This window comes from Streptomyces sp. NBC_00433 (assembly GCA_036015235.1).
Lineage (GTDB): Bacteria > Actinomycetota > Actinomycetes > Streptomycetales > Streptomycetaceae > Actinacidiphila.
On the sequence record CP107926.1, the window covers coordinates 676,020 to 692,452 of the forward strand.

9 protein-coding genes are annotated in these 16,433 nt (G+C 73.4%); 5 read left to right on the forward strand and 4 right to left on the reverse strand.

Features of this window, described 5'->3' with window-relative positions; genetic code table 11:
- Nucleotides 1–20 precede the first annotated feature (20 nt).
- On the reverse strand, nucleotides 21–1,541 hold the full coding sequence (locus OG900_02820; protein WUH89168.1) for a hypothetical protein: 1,521 nt from the start codon (nucleotides 1,539–1,541) through the stop codon (nucleotides 21–23).
- 251 nt (nucleotides 1,542–1,792) lie between these two features.
- Between OG900_02820 and OG900_02825 the strand changes: the two genes are divergently transcribed.
- The 5 genes from OG900_02825 to OG900_02845 all read left to right on the forward strand — a co-directional run bounded on the left by OG900_02825 (nucleotide 1,793) and on the right by OG900_02845 (nucleotide 7,340).
- On the forward strand, nucleotides 1,793–3,235 hold the full coding sequence (locus OG900_02825) for an MFS transporter (protein WUH89169.1): 1,443 nt from the start codon (nucleotides 1,793–1,795) through the stop codon (nucleotides 3,233–3,235).
- Between the two features lie 31 nt (nucleotides 3,236–3,266).
- Nucleotides 3,267–3,917 (forward strand): TetR/AcrR family transcriptional regulator, encoded by a 651-nt coding sequence (locus tag OG900_02830; GenBank protein ID WUH89170.1) that lies wholly within the window; start codon nucleotides 3,267–3,269, stop codon nucleotides 3,915–3,917.
- A 128-nt stretch (nucleotides 3,918–4,045) separates the two neighbouring features.
- A complete protein-coding gene (locus OG900_02835; protein ID WUH89171.1) occupies nucleotides 4,046–4,507 on the forward strand; it encodes a DUF6220 domain-containing protein in 462 nt (153 codons plus the stop codon).
- Nucleotides 4,508–4,785: 278 nt separating this feature from the next.
- The gene (locus OG900_02840; GenBank protein ID WUH89172.1) at nucleotides 4,786–6,507 is read left to right on the forward strand and encodes a SagB family peptide dehydrogenase; all 1,722 of its coding nucleotides are present in this window, start codon (nucleotides 4,786–4,788) and stop codon (nucleotides 6,505–6,507) included.
- Between the two features lie 389 nt (nucleotides 6,508–6,896).
- Entirely contained in the window at nucleotides 6,897–7,340 is a 444-nt protein-coding gene (locus OG900_02845) for a MarR family transcriptional regulator (GenBank protein WUH89173.1), read from the forward strand.
- A gap of 135 nt (nucleotides 7,341–7,475) precedes the next feature.
- Here the strand turns inward: OG900_02845 and OG900_02850 are convergent, their stop codons facing one another.
- Genes OG900_02850 through OG900_02860 form a run of 3 tightly spaced genes read right to left on the reverse strand, consistent with a single transcriptional unit; the run spans nucleotide 7,476 to nucleotide 16,432 of the window.
- Nucleotides 7,476–11,495, reverse strand: a complete 4,020-nt coding sequence (locus OG900_02850) for an amino acid adenylation domain-containing protein (protein WUH89174.1) — start codon at nucleotides 11,493–11,495, stop codon at nucleotides 7,476–7,478.
- 30 nt (nucleotides 11,496–11,525) lie between these two features.
- On the reverse strand, nucleotides 11,526–13,061 hold the full coding sequence (locus OG900_02855; GenBank protein ID WUH89175.1) for a GMC family oxidoreductase N-terminal domain-containing protein: 1,536 nt from the start codon (nucleotides 13,059–13,061) through the stop codon (nucleotides 11,526–11,528).
- Nucleotides 13,061–16,432, reverse strand: coding sequence for an amino acid adenylation domain-containing protein (locus tag OG900_02860; GenBank protein WUH89176.1), 3,372 nt, complete (start codon nucleotides 16,430–16,432; stop codon nucleotides 13,061–13,063). The genes OG900_02855 and OG900_02860 overlap by 1 nt, the downstream gene beginning before the upstream one ends.
- Between the last annotated feature and the right edge of the window lies 1 nt (nucleotide 16,433).

Here is a 16,433-nt window from a genome sequence, read left to right on the forward strand (position 1 = left end):
GTTCGCGCTGCGGGGGCCGGTCAGGCCTGGCCCTTGACGTACTTCATGACGAACTCGTAGGCGAGGTCGCCGAACTGCGGGCCGAGCTGCTCGCCCGCCCTTATGGCGCCGAGGAAGTGCACGCCGCCGTAGACGCGGCTCATGCCGCCGACGTCCGCGAAGTCCTTCCACGAGGTGAAGTGCAGCTCGATGTCCTGCGCCGGGGTGACGCCGGGCTCGATGATCGAGGAGCCCTTGGCGAAGGGGAAGTGCAGGTCGATGGCGTCGCTGCCGAGGAAGCGGGCCGCCGACTGGGAGTGGGCGTGGTAAAGCGTGGTGGAGCCGGAGGGGAATTCGGTGTGGTCCGGGATGGTCAGGTAGCTGGACCACTCGGTGGCCTTCATCTCGACCGTGCCGAGACCGGGGCCGCCCCAGCCCTTCACCTTGCCGTCGCCGTAGATGTGCCGGATCGCGTTGATCGGGCGGATGCCGTCCCAGACGTTCTTGTTGTACCAGGCGGCGATCAGTGCGTCGAAGACGGCGACCGCGGTGATCATGTGGAAGTGGAACCAGTCGTCGAACGGCAGGTTCCTCTCCGCGCCGGCCATGCCGACCGAGATGCCGAGCGCCATGAACTTGTCGTCGAAGGTCTCGGCGATCATCTTCTGCTCGTCGGTCAGACCGGCCGAGTAGGCGAGGATCTCGTCGGCCTGCGCCTTGTACTGCCGCCAGTTGTGCACGTCGCTCGCGGCGGGCTTGGGCAGCCGGAACTTGGTGACGTCCTTGTAGGTGTACGGGCGCACGTGCTGGAGCTGCGGGGTGATGAACTCCTGCACCCGCCACTGGCCCTGCTTGTCGGTGGGCACGACGTTGGGCTGCCAGTGCGACGGGTTCTTCAGCTCGTACGCCGTGTTCACCGGCTCGTAGCCGGTGTAGTCGTGGTAGGGCATGGGGTGGTACTTGCGGCCGACGTCGCCCGTCTGGTTCATGCCGTCGCGCAGCCGGTTGTCCAGGACCGCCTGGCCCGCGACGTTGCCGATGCCGGCCGGGGTGCTGAGGTCCTTGGTGGTGTTGTCGGGGTCCAGGCCGTACTTGGTCAGCAGCGCGCGCCACTGCGGGACGGCGGCCGGGATCATGCCGCTGAGCAGCCGCAGCGACGCGTACATGATGGCGATGTTCTTGTTGCGGTTGGTCGCGCCCTCGCTCGCCGGGCGGCGGCCCAGCTTGGAGGTGACGCCCACCGCGGTCGCGTGGTAGGGCGCGATGGCGTCGAACCAGGCGTGCTGCAGCAGGGTGGTGACGCGGACGATGATCGTCGCGTCGTTGCCGGCGACGTGGGTCAGGATGACGGGCTCGGCCTCGGGCACGATGACCATCTCGACGATGTTGCCGTGGTCCCAGTCGACGTCGGCGGCCGCGGCGGAACCGGCCGACGAGCCGCTGGGCGCCGCGGCGGCGGTGCCCGCGCCGGCCAGCGCCAGGGCGGCGCCGCTTGCCGTGCCGATCAGCATGGACCGCCGCCGCACACCCTCGGCCGACTGGGAATCGGAGGGAGAATTCATATCCTGTACCCCTTTTGTCGCCCCTGACCGCGGCCTCCCGGCATGGCACAGCCCCGCCATGTCGGCGGTAATCCGCATAAGGGGTTTGAAGTCGTGTTCGAGCCATGCTCGTGTCGGCTCAGATGCTGGCACGCCCCGCAGCCCCCACGGCTCTCCCAGATTGCTCAGACCACTGGCCGAAAACATCCGCGTTGCATACCTGGCGGCGCTGCGGTAAACCTAACATATGTGTAAGGTTAAGGGGGTCAGTGATGAGTAGGACCGCAGCCGACCAGCGCACCACGCACGAGGAGCCCGCGGAACCGTCCGCCGGCTGGCCCGTGCTGCTGGTGCTCAGCCTCGCCCAGTTCATGGCCGTTCTCGACGTGTCGGTGGTGAATGTGGCGCTGCCGTCGATCGGCAGCTCGCTCGGACTCAGCGGCGACTCGCTGCCATGGGTCATCACCGCCTACACCGTGGCCTTCGGCGGGCTGCTGATCCTCGGCGGCCAGGTCGCCGACGGCATCGGCCGCCGCAACTCCTTCCAGGTCGGACTCGCCGTCTTCACCCTCGCCTCGCTCGGCGCCGGCATGTCCACCCACGGCCCCGAGCTGCTCACCGCCAGGGTCGCCCAGGGCGTCGGCGCCGCGCTGCTGTCGCCCGCCGCACTGTCCATCCTGACCACCGAGTTCACCGGCAAGGCCCGCAACCGCGCGCTCGGCGTGTGGGCCGCGATCGGTGCCGCGGGAGCCGCCGTCGGCGTCGTCGTGGGGGGCGCGCTGACCTCCGGACCCGGCTGGAAGTGGGCCTTCTTCATCAATGTGCCGGTCGGCGTGCTGGTCTTCGTCTCCGTGCTTGCGGTCGTTCCCAGCCGGCCGCGCACCCCCGGCACCCGCCTCGACCTGCCCGGCGCGCTCACCGGCACCGGCACGGTCGCCTTCCTGATCTTCGGGCTGGTGCGGGCCGGCGACAAGGGCTGGGGCTCGGCGCAGGCGCTGCTGCCGATCGGCGCCGCCGTGCTGCTCGCGGTCGGCTTCGTGCTGATCGAGCGGAGCGTGCGCAGCCCGCTGGTGCCGCTCGGCCTGGTGCGCCGCCCGCCGCTGCCCGGCGCGGTCGGCACCATGGTCTTCGCGACGGCCGCCCTGCTGGGCACGTACTACCTCACCTCCATCTACCTCCAGCGCGCCGAGCACTACAGCCCACTGCACGCGGGCCTGGTCTTCCTGCCGGTCGCCTTCGCCACCGCGGTGGGCGCGCACCTGGCGTCCGAGCAGGTGACCAGGATCGGCCCCCGGCCGACCGCCTGCGCGGCCCTGCTGCTGGCCGCCGCGGGGATGGCGCTGATGTCCTGGAAGGGGATCGGCGGCGGGGTGTGGTCCACCCTGATGCCGGGCTTCCTGCTCGCCGCCGTCGGCATCGGCGCGACCTTCGTCACCGCGACCACCAGCGGCCTGTCCTCGGTCGACCCCGAGCGCGCCGGTGTGGCCTCCGGGGTCTTCAACACCGGCCACGAGGTGGGCGCCTCGCTCGGCATCGCGGTGGTCTCCGCGGTCGCCGCCACCAGCGTCGCCGCCGCCACCGCACCCTCCCTGACCGGCTACCGGCACGCCTTCCTGGTGCTGGCGATCGGGGCCGCGGCGCTGGCCGTCGCGGTGACCGCACTGCTCCCCAAGGGCCCGCTCGAACTGGGCGACAGCCCGATGCCGATGCACTGACCTCACCTTCTGCGCGGATATCCTCATGACCATGGACGATCAATCGCCGGCCCGGCGCGGCGACGCCGGCAGGCGCCGCCGCTCCGACGCCGAGCGGAGCATCGCCGCGATCCTGGACGCCGCCCTCAACTGCGTGCCGTCCGAGGGCGAGTTCAACATGTCGGCCATCGCGCGTGCCGCGGGGGTCAGCAGGGTGACGCTCTACTCGCACTTCCCGACCCGCGAGGCCCTGGTGGACGCGGCCCTGCAACGCGCCTTCGCGCAGACCCACCGGGCGCTGACCGAGCTGCCGCTCGACGAGGGGCCGCCGCAGGAGGTGCTCGCGCAGCTGCTCAGCTCGTCGTGGCAGGTGCTGGAGCGGCACCGGAACCTCTACCTGGTGGCGTCGGCGAACCTGCCGCCGGACCGGCTGCGCGCGTACGCCGAGCTGGTGCTCGACCGGATCGAGCGGCTGCTGGCCCGCGGCCGGTCCGAGGGCGTCTTCCGCGACGACCTGCCGCTGGACTGGCTGGTGGCCACCGTCTACACGCTGATGCACCTGGCCGCGGAGCAGGTCGGCTCGGGGCGGACGAAGGCCGACGTGGCCGGCGAGCTGGTGAGCACCACGATCCTCTCGCTGCTGACCGCGGGGCCGGCCGCCACCGCAGCCGATTCGAACGGCGGTACGGGGCAGGGCGCCTGACATCCTGTCCGCTCCGGTATTGCGGGGCTGATCCAACTATCCTTGACACTGCCGTTAAGGATAACTAGCGTGAATCGCGCCGCAGCCGGGCTCCGCCATGCCCAGCACTCCGAAAGGTTGCTTCCGCCATGCGAAAGCTGTACTTCGTCCTGTGCGTCCTGCTGTTCGCCGCGATCGGCGTGCAGTTCTATCTGGCGGGTATTGCCGCGTTCACCAAGCCGCAGACCGACAGCACCTTCGACGCCCACAAGATGAACGGAATGGTCATCATTCCGGCGCTGTCCGTGCTCGCCACGATCGCGGCCATCATCTCCAAGGTCCCGCGCAAGCTGATCGGCATGACCATTCTGGTCGCCGCGCTGATCCCGGTCCAGATCCTCATCAACACGATCGGCGGCCGCGACGACGCGCACAGCTCCACCGGCGGTGTCGCCGTCATGGGCTTCCACGTCATCAACGGCCTGATCATCATGCTGGTCGCCAGGGCCGCGCTGCAGGGCGCCCGGAAGATGATGAAGGCCCGCGCCGACGAGCCCGCGGGAACGGCCGCCGGCGAGCCGGCGGCGTCCCCCACCGGCACGGCCGGCTGACCCGGCACCACCGCCCAATCGCTTCCCCACCGCCCGGACCGCCGGGTCCTGGCCCGCACGACCGGGCCAGGGCCTGGCGGTTCGGGCGTCCCGCGTCCGGCACCGGGCTTTCCGTGGTCGCGGCCGGATCGCGGCCGGATCGCCGCCGGTTCGAGCAATCTCAACGGTGACGACCGCCCGCCCATGGCGGAAGCTCGCCCCGTGGGGTCCGCCCCGGCCGCGGGCGGGGTCGGGCTCCCACGACATCTCCATCGGGGTCCGGCAGCGAGGAGCTGAAGTTGAGCGCGCAGACGATTCAGGGGACTTCCACAGCGGCCGGCCCCGGCTGGCGGACGCTGTCCGTAGCGGTGGCCGGCGGCGCCGACCCGGCCGCGCGGGCACGGCTGCTCGACGACGTACTGATCGGCACCGTCCGGCCGTGGGCCGCGGGCGCGCCGGGCGGCGACGCCCCCGCCGACTGGTACGCGACCCGCACGGCGGGCGGCGAACCGCGGCTGCTGGTGCATCTGCGGTCCACCGAGGACAAGCAACTCGCCCGGCTGGCCGAGCGGTTGGAGAGCACCATCGAGGGGTGCGGCACCCAGGAGGTGCCCTACGAGCTGGACGCGGCCGGCTTCGGCGGCCCCGGCGGCACGGCGGTCGGCGAGCGGCTGTGGGTGTCGGCCAACGCCGACGTGATCGCCACCATCCGCGACCACCGCTCGCGGGCCCGCCGGCTGCGGCCCGCCGCCGACCTGCTGACCGCCAGCGCGCTGGCGGCCGGCGGCACCTGGCGCGACGCCGTGCAGTGGCTGCGCGGCCACACCCGCTCCTGGGCGCGCGCTGAGGGCCTGACCCTCGCCGACGAGACGCAGGCGCGCTTCGCCGCCGAGGCCGGCTTCATCCGCAACCAGACGGACTGGCTGGCGCAGGCGGACCGGGTGCGTACCGCCGCCGGCGCCCCCAACGCCATCGCGGACGGCGCACCCAACGGCGCCGTCGCCCGCTGGTTCGCCTGGCAGTCCGCCGCCTGGGGGCGGCTGGCCGGCATGGAGGAGGCCGGGCTGCTGCAACGGCCCGCCCACGAGGTCTACTCGGCCCTGGTGCACGCCACCTTGCACCGGCAGCTCGGCATCACCGCGGCCGACGAGGCGTATCTGGCCTGGCTGCTGTCGATCGCGCTGCTGGACGACGAGCCGCGCGAGCCCTTCTTCGCCGACAATGCGAAGTCCTCCGACCGGCGTTACCACGAGCAGAGCAAATACTTCGTCTTCCGCGGCGAGGACCAGCTGGCCGACGAGAGCGTCGGCCCGGTGCTGGGCCGCCAGGACCTGCGCTCGACGGGCCGTACGGTCGCGCTGCCCGCGCCCGCCGCTCCCGCCGACGGCCCGGGACTGGACGAGGTGCTGCTCGCCCGGCGCAGCACGCACGGCCGCTACCAGGGCAGCTTCTCGCTGGACGAGCTGAGCACCCTGCTGCACTACTCGGCGGGCACGGCGTCCGACAAGCGGCTGCCGGGCACCTCGACCACCTACCGGGTGCGCACCTACCCCAGCGGTGGCGCCAACTACCCGATACGGCTGGTGATGTACTGCCACGAGGTGGAGGGCGTCGAGCGCGGCACCTACCTCTACGACCCGGAGGCGCACGCGCTGGAGCTGCTGTCCGCGGGCGACATCAGCCCGCAGCTGCTGCAGACCTCGCCGTGGCTGGACCCGCGGGTGCCGGCGCCCAAGGCCACCGGCAAGCTGGAGGCGGCCGACTGCCCGCTGTGGGTCTTCCCGGTCGCCGACCTCACCCACCAGCGGCTCGCGTACGGCCTGCGCGCCTACCGCCTGGTGCTGGTGGAGTGCGGGCACCTGGCGCAGAACCTGTCGCTGGTGGCCACCTGGATGGGACGGTCCTGCATCGGGATCAGCGGCTACATGGACGACGCCGTCAACCAGCTGCTCGACGTGGACGGGGTCAACAGCAGTGTGATGTACCTGTATCTGATCGGGGACGTGCCGGCCGAGGCCTGACCGCTCCCCGCCCGTCCGGACGGCGGCCGGCCCCCGCACCGGGGGCCGGCCGCCGTCGTCAGCGGAACGCGCCGGATCAATCGCGAAGTTGGCGGAATTCACCGGGCTTCGGTCACTTGCGGTCACAGAAGTGCTTGAGTAGACAACGACAGTACCGGCGTCGCGTACACCGAGGTCGGCGGCGCTCCAACCGGCGGTCTCGGTGGCCCATCAGGTCGTCGCGACCGCCGGATGTCAATTACCGTGAAGTCGCCTCCACCCCCCAGCGCAGTCCGACGAGGAGGCGGCCCCGGTCGGATAGCATGAGTATCACTCTATAGTTGTACATCACAACTGCCGAACGGCAGCGTAGCAATCAGGGTCGCCGAACGCGACCCACGGAGGTGGTAATGCCCGCCGGACCGCACGACGTGCTGGAATTGGCGATGGACGGCTTGTTCAGACGGCGTGGTGTGCTCGATCCGTCCCGGGTCGTACCGGGACTCGGCGCTTCGCTCTCGGAGTCGCTGGCACTGGGCTATCTGGCCACCGGCGCCTGCGTGCAGCACGAACTCGGCTCGTACCTGGGCCTGGAGAAGAGCACCGTCAGCCGGCTGGTGGCAGGCATGACCGAGAAGGGCTGGGTCGAGCGCGGCCGCGACCCGGACAACCGCCGTTTCCAGAAGGTGGTGCTGACCGGTCCCGGGCGGCGGGCGGCCGCGCAGATCGCCGAGGCGATGAAGCAGCGGCACGAGCGGTGGCTCGCCGCGCTGACCCCTGAGGAGCAGCAGGCGCTGGCGATCGGGCTGCCCGCGCTGGTGCGCGCGATGACCGCGGAGCTGGGCTCGGACTAGCCCCTGGTGTGCCTGCCGGGCAGCCACGCGCCCGGCAGGCACACCACGGGCCGCCCGCCGCACCTCCGAGGCGCCGGCTACGGAACGCCCGCCGCCCGTCTCGGCGGCCGACTCCGGCCCGGTGCGCGCTTTTTGCTAGCCGGCCGTGCCCGACCACTCGGCGACGCGGTCCGCCACCGCACGCTGGCACGGGGGTGCCATGATCGAGTAGTGGTCGGCGGGCCACACCTCGGTCTCCAGGTCCCGGCAGACGGCACGCCACGCCGGCACCGGGTCGGGCCGGTCCACCCCGCCGGCCACGAAGAGCAGCGCGGGCACCGCGGAGGCGGCCGGGCGGTAGCGGGCGAGCGCGCCGAGGTTGGCCGCGTGCACCCGCATCAGCCGCTCGTAGCCCGCCGGGTCCACCTCCGCGGGCAGCAGCCCGTGCGCGACGGCCGCGTCCCGCGCGGCCGCTGAACGGCCCTCGCCGTCAGAACCGTCGACCGCGGCGGCGACGTCGGCGGGCAGCACGCCGCCCGCGAGGTCGGCGAGGAATTCCCGGTGGCGGTCCGTGTCGGTGTCGGGCTGCCGCAGGTTGGCCAGATCGCTGTCGATCATGAAGACCCGCACCTGGTGCCCCTCGGTGGCCAGTTGGCCGGCCACCTCGTAGGCGAGCACCCCACCCATCGACCAACCGCCCAGCAGGTAGGGGCCCTTCGGGGTGAGCCGCAGCAGCTCCGCCCGGTAGGCGGCGGCCATCGCGACCAGTTCGGCCCGCGTGTCCGCCGGCCCGCCCCTGGCCAGTGCCGGGTGCTGGAAGGCGCGTACGGGCCCGGCCCACAGCCGGGCGAAGTCGGTGTAGCAGCTCACCGAGCCACCGACCGGGTGGAAGAGGTGCACTTCGGCTCCCGGTCCCGCCGACAGGGCGACCGAGCAGCCGTGCGGACCGTCCTCCTCCGGCGCCGCGCCCTGCCCGACCCGCTCGGCCAGTGCCCGCAGCGTCGGCGTCTCGAAGATCTCGCCGAAGCGCAGCGCCACCCCGAATTCCGCGTCCACCCGGTTGACCAGCCGCAGCGCGAGCAGCGAGTTGCCGCCCAGCGCGAAGAAGTCGGACTCGGGTCCCACGGCGTCCGCCTCCAGCAGCTCGCGCCACAGCTCCGCCAGCCGTACCGCGGTGCTGCCGCCCGGCTCGCCGTCCGCCGCGGCGGCGCCGTCCTGCCGGTCGGCGGCCCTGGCCGCGGCCAGCGAGCGCGCGACGTCGACCTTGCCGTTCGCGGACAGCGCGGGGCGGTCCACCACGTGGATCGACCCGGGCACCATGTAGTGCGGCAGCCGGCCGCGCAGCCGGGCCGCGAGCTCCGCGGCCTGCGGCTTCTCGCCGGGTTCGGCCACCACCAGGGCGACCAGCCGCTTCTGCCCGGCCGGGCCGTCCTCGACGGCGACAGCGCAGTCGCGTACTCCGTCGCAGGCCCTCACCGCCGCCTCGACCTCGCCCGGTTCGACCCGGAAGCCCTGGATCTTGGCCTGGCGGTCCTCGCGGCCGAGGAATTCGATGACGCCGTCCGGCCGGTAGCGGCCCAGATCGCCGGTCCAGTAGAGGCGTTCACCGGTCGCGGGGTGGGTGACGAAGCGCTCCGCGGTGCGCTCCGGGTCCCGCCAGTAGCCGCGGGCCAGGCCCGCCCCGCCGATGTGGATGCGGCCGACCGCGCCGGGCGGCCGGACGTCCAGCCGGTGGTCGAGGACCCGCATCGTCTGGCCGGGCAGCGGGCGGCCGTAGGGGATGCTGCGCCAGGCGGGGTCGACCCGGCCGACGAGGTAGGAGTTGGACCAGATCGCGGCCTCGGTGGCGCCGCCGAGCGCGGTGACCTCGACGTCGGGCCACAGCGCGCGCATCCGGTCGGGCAGCGCGGTGGGCACCCAGTCACCGCTGAGCAGGAAGGACCGGATCGGCGGGCGGGCAGCCCCGGCCTCCGGCCCGGCGCCCTGGCCCTGCTCGGCGACCTCGGTGAGCATCTCGGCGAGCGCGGGCACCGAATTCCACACGGTCACCCCGTGCTCGGCCGCGGCCTCGGCCCAGCCGACCGGGTCGGGCCGGCTCGACGCGGCGGGCAGCACCAGGGCCGCGCCGGCCGCCAGGGTGCCGAAGACGTCCCAGACCGACAGGTCGAAGCTGAGCGAGGAGATGCCGAACACCCGGTCCTCAGGGGCCAGCCTGATGCGCTCGTTGATGTCCAGCACGGTGTTGAGCGCGGCGGCGTGCTCGATCATCACGCCCTTGGGGCGGCCGGTGGAGCCCGAGGTGTAGATGACGTACGCGAGGTCGCCGGGCTTCCCGCCGTGCGCGGGCGCCGGCGGGTAGGCGCCCGGTGCGATGCTGTCCACCAGGAGGACCGGGCGGGCGTCGGCGGCGTCCCGCGGCCCGTGGGACTGGCCGAGGACCACCCGGGCGGCGCAGTCCTCCAGCAGTTCGCGGACACGGGCCTGCGGCAGGCCGGCGTCGACCGGGCAGTAGGCGGCGCCCGAGCGGACCACGCCGAGGGCCGCGGCGACCTGCTCCCAGCCCTTGGACATGACCACGGGGACGATGTCGCCGGCGCCGATCCGCTGCTGGTGCAGCCAGCGGGCGACGGCCCGCGAGACCGACTCCAACTCGCCGTACGCCAGGGTCCTGTCCGCCGTCACCACCGCGGGGTCGGCGGGCCGCAGGGCAGCCTGCCGCAGGAAGCCGTCCTCGAGCCGGCCGCGCGGCGGCTCGCCCGAGGGCGCGTTGTCCGCGGCGACCACCGCCCGGTGCGCGGACGCCACGGGGTCGGGGGCGCTCCGCGCTCCGTCGGGCCCCGCGAGGGTGTCGAGCAGCTGCCCGTAGGCCTGGAACATCGCGTCGGGCAGGCCCGGCGGGAAGGCCTCGTCGACCACGTCCCACACGCAGTCCACTCCCCCGTGCGCGCCGTCGACCAACTGGTTGTCGATCAGCACCTGCGGGGTGCGCAGGTTGTTGTGCACCACCCGGCAGGCCGGTCCCGGCTCTTCGGTGTCGCGGCGGGCCGGGCCGAGCATGCTGTTGAAGACGTACGGCAGCGCGGCGCGGCCGGTCCACCCGCGGCGGGCGGCCAGTTCGCGGGTCACCTGGACGGCGGTGACCTCGCTGTGCGCCATGTCCTGCCAGAGCCGGCGCTGCAGCCGCCCGGCGCGGCCGAAGAAGTCGTCCTCGCCGCGCAGGTCCACCTCCAGCGGCAGGGTGGAGCTGAACTGGCCGACCACACCGGCGGTCTCGGGGTGCGCGGTGGCCCAGTTCTGGTGCAGCACGTTGAGGCAGAAGTGCGGCGCCGCGGCCCAGGTGCCCAGCGTCTCGGCGAAGACGTGCATCATCGCGGCGGCGGGCAGCACCTTGTGGGTGCGGAAGGCGGCCGACAGGCGCTGCCACTGGCCGCGGTCGAGGCGGTGGACGCGGCGGACCAGGCGGCCGGGTTCGAGGGTGGCGACCTTGCCGGACGAGGGCAGCACCGGAGCCTCGGGCAGCGAGTCGAGCCGGTCCTCCCAGTAGGACCAGTGCTTGGCGAAGTCCTCGGTGCGCTCGTAGGCGACCCGGGCGAGCACGCAGTCGCGGAAGGTCCGCCCGGCCGGCGGGAGTTCGGCGCCGGGGTCGGTGTAGAGCCGCCACCACTCCTGCTGGAGCTGCCGGGTGCTGCCGGAGTCCAGCAGCAGCAGGCTCATCGCGAAGTGGACGCGGTAGCGGTGCGGGCGCACCCGGTGCGCGCTGACCTCGAAGAGCGGCCGGCCGGTCGGGTCGACCCCGCGCTCGCACAGCGCCCGCCGGGTCGCCAGCAGCGCCTCCTCCCGCTGCGCGGGCGGCAGCCCGGTCAGGTCGGTGACGGGCAGCGCGAAAGGCTCGACCTCGGCGGGGTCGAGCACCCGCTGGGCGCCCTCGGGCAGTACGGCGGTGCGCAGGTGCTCGTGCCGGGCGATCAGCAGGTCGACCGCCCGGCGGGCCCGGTCGGCGTCGAAGTCGACCATGTCGATCTCGACGTACATCGTGGGGCGGAAGCCGCCCAGTTCGATGAGGCTGCTGCTGCCGACGAGGTAGCCGGCCTGCAGGTCGGTGAGCGGGAAGACGGCGGGTGCCGGCGCCGGCGCCTGCGGCGCCGGCTGGTTCTCGGTGAGCTGCTGCACTGTCATCGCTGTCTCCCGGTCATCGCTGTCTGAGCGTCATCGCATCCACTCGGCGGCCCGCTCGGCGAGCATGATGCAGGTGAGGTTGGTGGGGGCGCGGACGATCGTGGGCATCACGGAGGCGTCGGCGACCCGCAGGCCCGCCACTCCGTGGACGTTCAGCCGCTCGTCCACGACCGCGCCCGGGTCGTCCGCGGTGCCCATCCGGGCGGTGCCCGCCGCGTGCCAGGTGGGCGACACGAAGTTGGCGACCGCGCGGCGCAGCAGGGCGTCGTCGTCCACCATCCGGTCGGTCCACAGGAAGGTCCGCGACACCACGGGGGCGAACGGCGCCGACCGGACGACCGACCAGGCCAGGCGTACGCCGTTCATCAGCCGCGCCAGGTCGTCGGGGTCGGTGCCCAGCGCCAGCCGGATCGCCGGGGCGGCCTTGGGGTCGGCGTCGGTCAGCTCGACGGTGCCGCGCGAGCGGGGGGCGAGCAGCAGCGCGCCGACCGAGATGCCCGCGTCGCCGCCGAGGACGGCGCCGATGCCGGGGATGGCGGCGCCGCGTACGTTGGCGACCAGCAGCAGGTTGACGTCCGCCTCCCCGCCGGTGGTGGCGACCCTGGCCATCGCCTCGTGCCAGGGGTCGTCGTCCCCGCACACCCCGGGGGCCGCCGCCGACCACACCGGCACCAGCGGATGGTCGATCAGGTTGCCGCCGACCCCCGGCAGGTCGGCGGCCACCGGCAGCCCGAGCGCGACGGACCGGTCGGCGGCGCCGATGCCGGAGCGCTGGAGCAGCAGCGGGGTGCCGATGGCGCCGGCGCACAGGGTGACCCGGTCGGCGGCGACCTGGTGGAGGCGGCCGTCGAGGACCAGCTCCACGCCGGTGGCCCGGCCGCCCGCGACCAGGACCCGGGTGGCCTCGCAGCGGTCCAGGACGGTGAGCCCGTCCCTGCCGCGGGCCGGCTCCAGGTAGGCGTCGGCGGCCGAGACCCGGTAGGGCCCCGCCAGGTTGGCGGGGATGGGGCCGGCGCCGGTGCCGCCGTCGTTGAGGTCGGGCCGTACGGGCAGGCCCACTTCGCGGCAGCCGGCCAGGAAGGCGGCCGCGGTGGCGGACAGCCGGTCGGGCGCGGCCCTGCGGATCGGCAGCGGCCCGTCCGTGCCGTGCAGGTCGCCGCCGTCCGGGTGGTCGGCGTCGGACTCCAGGCGGCGGAAGTACGGCAGCACCTGCTGCCAGGACCAGCCGGGACTGCCGGCGGCCGCCCAGCCGTCGAAGTCGGCGGGCAGGCCGCGCAGCGCGATGGCGCCGTTGACCGCGGAGGACCCGCCGAGCACCTTGCCGACCAGGTAGGGGTACTGGCGCCCGGTGCCGGGCGGGGTGTCGCCGACGGAGGCGGTGTGGTCCCAGTTCGCGCCGGTCAGCACCGGGCTGCCGGGCGGGCCGGACTGCGGTGCGGGTTCGGTGCCCGCCTCGATCAGCAGCACCCGCCGCCCGGCCTGCTCGGTCAGCCGGGCGGCCAGCACCGAGCCGGCCGAGCCCGCGCCGACGACGATGTCGTCCCAGCCGCCCGCCGTCCGCGCCATCAGGCCGACTCCCCCGCCCGCTTGCGCAGTTCCGCGGTCAGCTCGGTGACCGTGGGGCTCTCGAACAGCAGCCGCAGGCCCTCGTCGCCCTCGGTGTCGATGCCGAGGTCGTCGCGCAGCCGGGTGAGGATGCGCACCGCGTGCAGCGAGTCGGCGCCCATCTCGAAGAGGTTGTCGAGCACCCCGAAGTCGTCGCGCTGGAGCACCTCGCGCCAGATGCCGAGCATCTGCTCCTCCAGGTCGTCGTGCGGCCCGACGTAGGCCTCCTGGTCCGGCTCGGTCCAGGCGGTGGGCAGCGCGGAGACGTCGACCTTGCCGTTGGCGCTGAGCGGGACGGCGTCGATGAGCAGGTAGTGCTGCGGCACCATGTAGTCGGGCAGGACGTCGGCGAGCGCGGCCCGTACGGCTTCGGTGTCGGGCTCGGAGCCGGGCCCGGCCACGACGTAGGCGACCAGCTGGCGGGAGCCGGTGACGGGGTTGGCGTCGACCCGGACCAGGCCCTCGGCCACACCGGGCAGCCGGCGCAGGGCCGCGGTGATCTCGCCCAGCTCGATGCGGTAGCCGTTCAGCTTGACCTGGGAGTCCAGGCGGCCGAGGAATTCGATGTCGCCGCCGGGCAGATAGCGCCCGAGGTCGCCGGTGCGGTAAAGGCGCTCGCCGGTGACCGGGTGGGTGACGAAGCCGGCGGCGGTGCGCTGCGGGTCGGCCCAGTAGCCCTTGGCCACTCCGGTGCCGCCGATGTAGAGGTCCCCCGGGGTCCAGACCGGACAGGGCTCGAAGGCCGCGTTGTAGATGTGCAGGGTCTGGTTCGCCAGCGGTTTGCCGTAGGGGACGCGGACCCATTCCCGCGGGACCTCGCCGACCGGGTAGCAGACCGACCAGATCGACGCCTCGGTCGCGCCGCCCAGGCTGACCACCTGCGCGGCGGGCTCGGCGGCCCTGATCGCGTCGGGCAGGGTGACCGGGATCCAGTCGCCGCTGAGCAGTACCGTACGCAGGCTGCCCGCCGCGGTGCGGCCGCCGGCGTCCACCCAGGCCTGCATGAGCGCGGGCACCGAATTCCACACGGTGACGCGGTGCTCGTCCATCAGCTCGGTCCAGTGCTGCGGGTCGCGGGCGCCGGCCGTGGACGGGATCACCACGGCGGCGCCGGCCGCGAGGGTGCCGAAGACGTCGTAGACCGACAGGTCGAAGCTCAGCGAGGACAGCGCGAGGACCCGGTCGTCCGGGCCGACGCCGAAGCGCTCGTTGATGTCGAGGACGGTGTTGACGGCGCCGCGGTGGTCGATCATGACGCCCTTGGGCGTGCCGGTCGAGCCGGAGGTGAAGATGACGTAGGCCAGGTCGGTGGGCGCGGGCCCGCTGTCCAGCGGGCCGTCGTCGGCGGCGACCACCTCGGCGTCCTCCAGGGTCAGCACCTGGACGCCGGCCGGCCACTGCGCGCTGTCGCGCAGCGCGGCGGAGGTCACCACCAGCTGCACCCCGCCCAGTTCGAGCACCTGGGACCTGCGGGCCTGCGGCCACGACGGGTCGACGGGCAGGTAGGCGGCGCCGGAGGCGGTCACCCCGAGGGTCGCGGCGACCTGCTCCCAGCCGCGCTCCAGGACGACGCCGACCAGGTTGTCGCGCCGGGCGCCGCATTCCAGCAGCCGCCGGGCCAGCCGGTTGGCGTGCCCGGTGAGCGCGCGGTAGGTCAGCCGGCTGTCGCCGTCGATCACCGCGACCGCGTCGGGCGCGGTCCGTGCCCGCTCCTCGGCGAGCCCGCACAGGGTGCCGCCGGGCAGTTCGCGGCCGGTGGCGTTGGCCGCGTCGCGCTCGGCCTGCTGCCAGGCGGGCAGTTGCGGGCGCAGGGAAGGGTCGTCCCAGGCGCTGTCGCCGGTGGCGAGCTGTTCGAGCAGGCCGTGGTAGGCGGCGAACATGTCGTCGAGCAGCCGGTCGGGGAAGAGCGCGTCGACGCAGTCCCAGTTGTAGAGGAGGTCGCCGAACTCCTCCATGATCTGGTGGTCCACCCACACCTGCGGGGTCTGGCTGATGCCGTAGCCGAGCCGGCCGAAGAAGCCGCGGTCCGCGGCCTGGTCCTGCTCGGGGGCCGAGCCGATGGCACTGGTGACCACGATCGGCATGGCGGCGCCCAGTCCCGAGGACAGGCTGCGGGCCCGCTCGCGCAGCACCCGCAGGCCGCTGTAGGCGGTGTGCCCGAGGTCGCGCAGCAGCTGCCCGCCGAGCCGCAGCGCCCGCTCGGCGAACGGCTCGTCGCCCGGCTCCTGGACCGCGAGCATGGTCAGCGAGGTGAAGTCGCCGATGATCTCGCCGATGTCGGGGTGCAGCGGCGGCCGGTCGAAGAGGGTCAGGTTGAGGGTGAAGCCGTCTCGTCCGGCGGACCACAGGCGCAGCACGTCGGAGAAGGCCGCCATCAGCGCGACCGAAGGGGTCAGCCCGCGCTTCCTGGCCGCTGCTTTGACCGCGTCCCACTGCTCGCGCGGCAACCGGCCCTGGCGGCGGACGAATTCCACCGCGGGCAGCTGCGACGGCTGCATGGCCAGCGGCAGTTCGGGCGCGGGCGGCAGGTCGGCCAGCCGGCCCAGCCAGTAGGCCTCTGCCTGCTGGTAGCCGGGGCCTTCGCGCAACTCCTGCTGTGCGGTGATGTAGTCGCGGTAGAAGACGCCGGGCGGCTCGGGCAGCCGGTCGGGCTGCTGGTAGCAGACCCGCCAGTCGTGGAAGAGCAGCGCGAGGCTGAAGAAGTCGATGATGAGGATGTTGAAGCTCAGGTGCAGCCGGTGCCGCCCGCCGCCGAGCAGGCTGGCGCGGATCTCGAACAGCGGCCAGGCGTCGGGCTCCGGGGTGTGCGCGCCCATCTCGCCCCGGGTGCGCAGCAGTTCGTCCTCGCGCCGCTGCTCGGGCAGGCCGCTGAGGTCCTGGACCGCGATCTCGTACGCCGGCACGTCCGGCAGCACGCGCTGCAGCCCGTCGGGCTGGACGACGGCCCGCAGCATGTCGTGCCGGGTGATGACGGCGTTCAGCGCGCGGGTGAGCCGGTCGGGGTCGAGGCCCTCGCCGTCGAGTTCGAAGTAGTAGTGGGTGGAGACGCCGCCCAGCTCGATCGCGGAGCTGCGGCCGATCCAGTACGCCTGCTGGATGTCGGTCAGCGGGAAGGGCTCGTGGCGCAGGTCGGGGCGCGGCACCACGCCGACGCGCTCGCCGCCGGCCTCGCTGCGGCGCAGCAGCGCGATCAACTGGTCGCGGCCCGCCTTGAGTTGTTCCCGCAGTTCCGGGGTGAGCGAGCCGGCCGGAGCCACCACGTCGAGACGGTCGTCGACCAGGCGCAGCCTGATGCCGCGCCGGTGCAGTTCGGAGAGCAGTGCCTGGGCCATG

Bases quoted from the DNA above. Each gene is read 5' to 3' on its own strand.
- OG900_02820 (WUH89168.1), bottom strand. From the start codon at position 1,541: ATGAATTCTCCCTCCGATTCCCAGTCGGCCGAGGGTGTGCGGCGGCGG.
- OG900_02825 (WUH89169.1), top strand. From the start codon at position 1,793: ATGAGTAGGACCGCAGCCGACCAGCGCACCACGCACGAGGAGCCCGCG.
- OG900_02830 (WUH89170.1), top strand. From the start codon at position 3,267: ATGGACGATCAATCGCCGGCCCGGCGCGGCGACGCCGGCAGGCGCCGC.
- OG900_02835 (WUH89171.1), top strand. From the start codon at position 4,046: ATGCGAAAGCTGTACTTCGTCCTGTGCGTCCTGCTGTTCGCCGCGATC.
- OG900_02845 (WUH89173.1), top strand. From the start codon at position 6,897: ATGCCCGCCGGACCGCACGACGTGCTGGAATTGGCGATGGACGGCTTG.
- OG900_02850 (WUH89174.1), bottom strand. From the start codon at position 11,495: ATGACAGTGCAGCAGCTCACCGAGAACCAGCCGGCGCCGCAGGCGCCG.
- OG900_02855 (WUH89175.1), bottom strand. From the start codon at position 13,061: ATGGCGCGGACGGCGGGCGGCTGGGACGACATCGTCGTCGGCGCGGGC.
- OG900_02860 (WUH89176.1), bottom strand. From the start codon at position 16,432: ATGGCCCAGGCACTGCTCTCCGAACTGCACCGGCGCGGCATCAGGCTG.